This is a genomic window from Flavobacterium sp. UM26 (assembly GCF_057922445.1).
In genome coordinates this window covers 82,530-89,862 of sequence record NZ_JBVHCY010000014.1, presented here as the reverse complement: position 1 = coordinate 89,862, position 7,333 = coordinate 82,530, and the positions used below count along the sequence as shown (strand labels likewise).

Below are 7,333 nucleotides of genomic sequence, written 5' to 3'. Positions count from 1 at the left end.
AGTTAAGCCCGCCAGCGCAGATGGTACTGCATTTTGTGGGAGAGTATGTCGCCGCCTTTCTTTAATCTGAAATATTTTCAGATTCTTTTAAAACCCCTTCATCATTCGATGAAGGGGTTTTTTCATTTTCTTCTATTAGCTATTGCTTATAAAAATAGTGGATATAAATGATTTTAATTTATCTTACTACTGTTTTTATCATTGACTAAAAAAATGTGTTTATGGATTTATTTGACGATCGTAATTGGTCTATTTTGTTAGAACCATTAATATTGAGGTATAAAGGGAAAACACATCCTCTGCATTATAAGAATAGCTACCAACTTATTGTTAAGGTTATTCTTGCTGCTCAAGATTCTGATGAAAACGTTAATCGATTAACTATTCCTTTTTTTGATAAGTATCCTCATTGGAGCTCTTTAATGTCTATTAATGCTTCCGATTTATACCCCTTTTTGAATTCTATTACTAATTTTAAGAATAAAGCAAATTGGATTATTGATTTAGCAAAAGAGTTTCATAATAAAGATTTACCAAAAACAATACCGGATTTTACAAGATATAGAGGAATTGGAAGAAAATCAGCTCATGTAATTCTAAAGGAGTTAGGGTATATTCCTAATGGTATTATGGTTGATTTGCATGTCTTGAGGGTTGCACCAAGATTGGGTATTGTACCTGATTTTAAAGATGCCGATAAAATGGAACAAGAGTTACTTTCAAAATTAGATTCTTCAATTTGGTTAGAAATTGGAATGGCTATTTCTTTTCATGGGAGATTGATTTGTAGACCCATTCCTAATTGTAAGGCTTGTCAAATTAATGCAATTTGTGATTATTTTATAAATGTAGGCAAAGTGTAAATGTCTTAGATAATCAAATAAAGTAAAAGCCAATAAGTACTATTGACTTTCATGTTAATTGTTTATTCGGTTTCCTTATCCTCTGTCTCCTCTAAATCTTGTGTTTCTCTTCCAACTTTAATTTTTGGATTGTCTTTATTACCAGTAACTGTTATTGGTATTCCAAAAATTCCAAAAGGAGGAAGTCCTAATCTCATTTTTAAATTTAATCGGCCATCCAAACTTGTAGTTCCTTCTATCCTTGGTCTAAAGCCTGCGAATTTGAATTTGAATCGCTCGATGGTCATAATGTTATTTTTAATCGAACTTTTAATGTCAACTTTAGATAGTTCAGGATTCTTCATTTTATCATGATTGGTTTGGCTTCCAACTACATTAAACATTTTCATTCCATAGAGTTTAATATCTTTTATGGATAAAACTCCATTTCCTACTAAAGAGGGGAATACAGGTTCCATATTTGCGTTTAACCGCCCTTTAAGTTTATAATCTAAAGAAACTATACCTTGAGCTTTTTCAGCGGCGCTTGCCATCTCACGGAAAATTTTAACTTCTTTATAGGCTCTTTTTATATCAAAGTCTGTAGCCTTAATTTGGTATTCAAATAAGGCTTTTTTACTTGTTAAACTTTCGTATAAGCCGTTCATCCCTACTTGGCATCCAATCAGGTTAAAATTGGTGTTTTGGAGGTATAATTTACCGTTTTTCATTTTCAAATTACCATTGGCTTTGCTAAGATGTAATTCTTGAAAATCTACTTTCTGAGCATTAGCTCTGAATTGCAAATCTAGATTTTTTGGGATAATTATGACTCCTGTACCTGATGTTGGCTTTGTATCGATTTCTTTAGTAGAATTTGTAGAGGCAGTCTTAGCTACGTCAGTGCTCATAAACTCATCTGCATTAATGTATTTTGATTGCAAGGTAAAAGCACCTTTAAGTGTTCCTTTTCGTGGACTTAAAAAATTAAATACATTTTTTAAGTAACCATTCAATTTAAAATCAGATTGACTATAACTTGCTATAAATGTATTGAAGGACATTTTGTCTTGATTGAATTTGAATATACCTTCTTTGATTAAAAGCTTTTTTGGAAGATATGACGAGGCTACAGCAATATTCCTGATTTCGAGTGTTCCTTTGCTGTTGAGTTTACTGTAATTTCCTTTTTCAGCATCACTTTGTTTGCCTTTAAGAGTTAAGTCAGTTTTAATGTATCCATCAACATCTAATCCTTTTTGAGAAAAAACTTTGTATATTTTACTGATGTTTAAAACGCCTTTTGCCTTCACATCATAACTCAAATCTTTAAAATTTTCTAAATTAGCTTCGACCGTAAAAGGTTCTTGTTCAAACGTAAAGCTAGCGGGTTGAAGTTTAACTTTTAAATCATCAATAGATCCTTTTTGATTTTTAATGGTAGCATTGCAATTGATGTTGGTAATAGGATTTGGATAATATTCTGTTTGAATAAATCCATTTTTAATATCAATAGCAATATCAGCAATTGGAAAACTGTTAGTTTTTGCATTATAGGTTCCGTTCATTGTTCCTTTTCCAGTCAAAAGCCCTTTTACGGTTAGATTTGGAATTCCTAATGCATTATTTAGTTTTTCTAAATCAATAAAGCTGTACAATTCTCCATTCAGTTCAATATTTTCAACTCCTTTAGAATGCCATTTTGCTTTTACATATTCTTTTTCAATATTCAAAGAAATACCATTTACATCTAGTAGTAATTGATTTGGATCGAGAGATTGTAATTTTGCCTTAAAATCTACATTTAGATTAGAGATAGGGAATTTACTTTTGTTATAATTAACAAAACCGTCTTTTATTTTTAAATCTAAATGTAAGTCAGGTGCTATTTTTTGAGAAGCAATGTATTTTCCTTTTAGGGTTAAGAGCAGGCCCGTTTTTCCTTTAACTTCTGTTTTTTCTAGCCATGTAATAAATTTTGGAGGAAAGGCATTAATCAAGTCATAGAGTTCACTATCGTTTGATTTTATGTTAAAATCAATGTTGTATCCGTCTTTTAGGAAATCAAATTTGCCTTTGAAATCTACCAATAATTTATTTATATTGAGATTGTTTTCTTCAAAAACAAAAGATAATGAATTTACATTAACCCTTGTGATTAAATCACCCTCTACTTTTTTATTCATCAAATAGGGTTCGTTTTCGTAGATGAAATTCATTTTAGAAATATCAACTTTAGAATACAAATCAAATAAGTCTGAACTTAAATCGCCTTTACCTGTGTAATTAAAATCAAATAAATCAAGATGAATAGCAGTCGATTGATCATCATAAACTACTTTGCTGTTTACGATTTCGATTTTCTCAAGTTGTAATGCTGTACTGCTTTCTTCTTCATTTTCTTTAGGGGTTTCCTCACTTCCTTTGTACACATTGTAATTTGCAAGACCATTTTTATCAACTTTTACGTTGATATTTCCCTCTGTTAGAATAATTTGGTCAATGTCTATAGCTTTTCCAAAAAGCAAACTGGTTACATTAATTCCAAAAGCTATTTCTTTTGCAGATACAAATTTTTCTTTTTCAAAAGGGGTTGAGCCGTTTAAATTGACGTCATTTAAGGTTAATGTCAATGATGGGAAATGTTTAAAAAAAGATAGATTAGCATCACCGTAATTTAGTTCACCTTCAAGTTTTGTGTTGGCGTATTTTTTGACTTCTTCTTTTATTGTATCAGAAAAAATAATGGGTGTAATGAATAGTACAGCCAAAATACCAACCAATGCTATTCCTAAATACTTTACTGTTTTTAAGAAGATGTTTTTATTGTTTATCGCCATTTTTTTATGTATTGTGAGGGTTATTTATCCGTGCACAGTTTCTGATTTCCCGTAATTGCCAATAATTGAACTTTCAAAATCTATCCATTCTTGCCAGCGTTTATCAATATCTATTTTTTCAGCATATTGTCTGGCAAATTTCAAAAAAGTTGTATAGTGTCCAGCTTCACTTACCATTAAATCGTGGTAGAATTTTGCTAGTTCTGGGTCTTTTATGTTTTTGGAAAGCACTCTGAAGCGTTCACAACTTCGAGCTTCAATCATTGCTGCAAAAAGTAATCTTTCGACCAAAGCATCGTTACGGCTACCGTCTTTTTTTGCAAATTTGACTAAATCATTAACATAATTGTCTTTTCTTTCTCTGCCTAACGTCAATCCTTTTTCTTTAATGATGTTATGAACCATTTGAAAATGTTCCATTTCTTCTAAAGCAATTCTGGTCATTTCGGTCACTAATTCTGCTTTTTCTGAATTATTGATGATAATATATATGGCATTGGAAGCCGCTTTTTGTTCGCACCAAGCATGATCGGTTAGAATCTCTTCAATATTTGATTCAACGATATCAACCCAACGTGGGTCAGTGGCTAATTTTAATCCTAACATGGTATAATTCAATTTATTGATTACAAATTTAGCTTTTTAGTTTTGATTTTTCTTTCAAAAAGTTAGAATCAGAATGAAATAGTATTATTTTGTACCTACAATTAATTTGACATGAAAAAACTATTAGTAATTGGTTTTGTTTGGCCAGAGCCTAATTCTTCGGCAGCGGGAACTAGAATGTTGCAACTCATCAGTATGTTTCAAAACCAAGTATATGAAGTTACTTTTGCTAGTGCTGCACAGGATAGTAATTTTATGGTTGATTTGTCTGAATTTGGCATTAAAAAAGTAGCTATAAAGCTAAATGATTCTAGTTTTGATGCGTTTGTCAAAGCAATGCAGCCCAATGTGGTTTTGTTTGATCGATTTATGATTGAAGAACAATTTGGGTGGCGAATAGTTGAAAATTGTCCTGATGCAGTTAGAATTTTAGATACAGAAGATTTGCATTGTTTGCGAATAGCGCGACAAAAGGCGTTTAAGCAAAATCGGCCATTTTCCATCAATGATTTGCTAGTTGAAGATGTTGCAAAGCGAGAGATTGCGTGTATTTTGAGATGTGATTTGACATTAATGATATCCGAATTTGAGATGGATGTTCTGCAGACAGTTTTTAAGATAGACCCCTCCTTATTGTTTTATTTGCCGATTCTTTTGGATGTAGTTGAAGCTTCTTTTGAGAAAAAATTACCTTCTTTTGAAGAACGAGAAGATTTTGTCTTTATTGGCAACTTTCTTCATGAACCTAATTGGAATGCCGTTCAATATTTGAAAGAGACGATTTGGCCTAAAATTATTCAAAAACTACCGAATGCTACTTTGAAAATTTATGGAGCGTATCCTTCTCAAAAAGTTCTGCAGCTTCATCAGCCGAAGACTAATTTTTTTATTATGGGACGCGCTGAAAACGCTTATGAAGTAGTTCAACAATCAAAAGTAGTTTTGGCTCCTATACGTTTTGGAGCGGGTATAAAAGGAAAATTATTGGAAGCAATGCAAACGGGTACGCCTAGTGTAACCACTACTATCGGTGCAGAATCTATGCAGGGAGATTTGCCATGGAATGGCTATGTTAGTGATGCTGTTGAAGAATTTGTAGACGCAGCAGTTCAGTTGTATACTGATAAATCCAGCTGGCTTACATCACAACAAAATGGGTTTTATATTTTGAATAAAAGATATAAAAAAGAGCTTTTTGAAAGTGTTTTTGAAGAACGATTACAACATTTGTTGTTTACCATTGAGGAGCATCGACTGAATAATTTTTACGGTGCTCTTTTGCAACATCATACGCTCGCCAGTACAAAATATATGTCCAAGTGGATTGAAGCCAAGAATAAGTAAAAAAATAATCCCGTTTTGAAAGTTCAAAACGGGATTTCTATTGTAAAGAAAACTTTTGTTATGCTAACATAGTTACTGGGTTTTCAATGTATTGTTTTAATGTTTGTAAAAACTGAGCGCCTGTCGCTCCATCAATAGTTCTATGGTCACATGCTAACGATAACATCATAGTGTTACCAACTACAATTTGTCCATTTTTCACTACAGGTTTTTCAACGATTGCTCCTACAGAAAGAATAGCAGAATTTGGTTGATTGATGATAGAGTTGAATTCAGTAATTCCAAACATACCTAAATTAGAAATGGTAAAAGTACTTCCTTCCATTTCAGTAGGTAATAATTTTTTGTTTTTGGCTCTTCCTGCTAAATCTCTTACGTTTGCACCAATTTGAGATAAACTCATACCATCAGTAAAAGGCAGTACAGGAACAACTAAACCATCTTCGACAGCTACTGCTACACCAATATTAACGTGATAGTTGATAGTGATTGCGTCATCTTTCCACTGTGAATTGATTTTTGGGTGTTTCTTTAATGCCAAAGCACTTGCTTTGATTACCATATCGTTGAAAGAAACTTTTGTGTCCGGCACAGTATTGATTACAGCTCTAGATTTCATAGCTTCATCCATACTTACTTCAATTACTAAATTGTAATGAGGTGCTGTGAATAAAGATTCTGATAAACGTTTTGCGATAATCTTACGCATTTGAGAATTCTTAATCTCTTCTGTTGCTACTTGTCCAGCAGGAACATAAGGTTTTGGAGCTGCTACAGCTTCTGGTTTAGTAGCTGGTGCTTGTTGTGGAGCTGCTTGAGGAGTAGCACTTGCTTTTGGTGTAAAGTTTTCGATATCGCTTTTTGTGATACGTCCATTTTCACCGCTTCCTTTAACTTGTGATAATTGGATTCCTTTTTCTGAAGCTAATTTTTTAGCTAGAGGGGAAGCTAATATTCTTTGTCCGTCAGCACTTGGCTCTTGAACAGTTTCAATGTTTTTTTCTGTTGTTGCTGGTGTAGCTGCTGTTTCTGTTGCAACAGGTGCAGCGGTAGTTCCGCCAGCAGTAAAGCCAGCTGCTACTCCAGTAATATCAGTTCCTGCAGGTCCGATTATAGCTAAAAGGCTGTCGACAGGAGCAGTATTTCCTTCTTGAATACCTATGTAAAGTAATGTTCCAGCATTGAAAGACTCAAACTCCATTGTAGCTTTGTCTGTTTCGATTTCAGCTAGGATATCTCCTTCTGCAACGGTATCTCCTACTTTTTTTAACCAAGTTGCAACGGTACCTTCAGTCATAGTATCGCTTAATCTAGGCATAGTTACTACAATTACTCCTTTTGGAAGTTCTGTAGTGGTAGTAGTAGCTGCTGGTGCAACAGCTGTCTCTTTTGGAGTTTCTGTTGCTGCTGGTGCAGGTGCTGTAGCGCCTCCAGCAATTAATGCAGTTACATCTTCGCCTTCATTTCCAATGATTGCAAGTAGTGAATCTACAGGTGCAGTTTCTCCTTCTGGTATTCCAATATATAATAGCGTTCCTTCATTAAAGGATTCGAATTCCATTGTTGCTTTGTCTGTTTCGATTTCAGCTAGAATATCTCCTTCATTTACTTTGTCACCTACTTTTTTAAGCCAAGTAGCTACCGTTCCTTCAGTCATAGTATCGCTCAAACGAGGCATGGTAATAATTGTTGCCATAATGG

5 protein-coding genes are annotated in these 7,333 nt (G+C 33.4%); 2 read left to right on the top strand and 3 right to left on the bottom strand.

The features are described 5' to 3' along the window. Nucleotides 1-221 precede the first annotated feature (221 nt). Nucleotides 222-863, top strand: coding sequence for an endonuclease III domain-containing protein (locus ACZ1AQ_RS14615; protein ID WP_489633602.1), 642 nt, complete (start codon nucleotides 222-224; stop codon nucleotides 861-863). A 62-nt stretch (nucleotides 864-925) separates the two neighbouring features. On the opposite strand, the gene ACZ1AQ_RS14610 is transcribed toward ACZ1AQ_RS14615, so the two are convergent. Both ACZ1AQ_RS14610 and ACZ1AQ_RS14605 read right to left on the bottom strand, forming a co-directional pair. After that, nucleotides 926-3,682, bottom strand: a complete 2,757-nt coding sequence (locus ACZ1AQ_RS14610) for an AsmA family protein (protein ID WP_489633601.1) — start codon at nucleotides 3,680-3,682, stop codon at nucleotides 926-928. Nucleotides 3,683-3,706: 24 nt separating this feature from the next. Beyond that, a complete protein-coding gene (locus ACZ1AQ_RS14605) occupies nucleotides 3,707-4,288 on the bottom strand; it encodes a MiaE family protein (protein ID WP_489633600.1) in 582 nt (193 codons plus the stop codon). A 111-nt stretch (nucleotides 4,289-4,399) separates the two neighbouring features. Here ACZ1AQ_RS14605 and ACZ1AQ_RS14600 point away from each other — a divergent pair, with 111 nt between their 5' ends. Next, nucleotides 4,400-5,632 (top strand): glycosyltransferase, encoded by a 1,233-nt coding sequence (locus tag ACZ1AQ_RS14600; RefSeq protein WP_489633599.1) that lies wholly within the window; start codon nucleotides 4,400-4,402, stop codon nucleotides 5,630-5,632. A 58-nt stretch (nucleotides 5,633-5,690) separates the two neighbouring features. Here ACZ1AQ_RS14600 and ACZ1AQ_RS14595 read toward each other — a convergent pair whose 3' ends face one another. Further along, nucleotides 5,691-7,328, bottom strand: a complete 1,638-nt coding sequence (locus ACZ1AQ_RS14595; RefSeq protein WP_489633598.1) for a dihydrolipoyl dehydrogenase family protein — start codon at nucleotides 7,326-7,328, stop codon at nucleotides 5,691-5,693. Nucleotides 7,329-7,333: the final 5 nt, after the last annotated feature.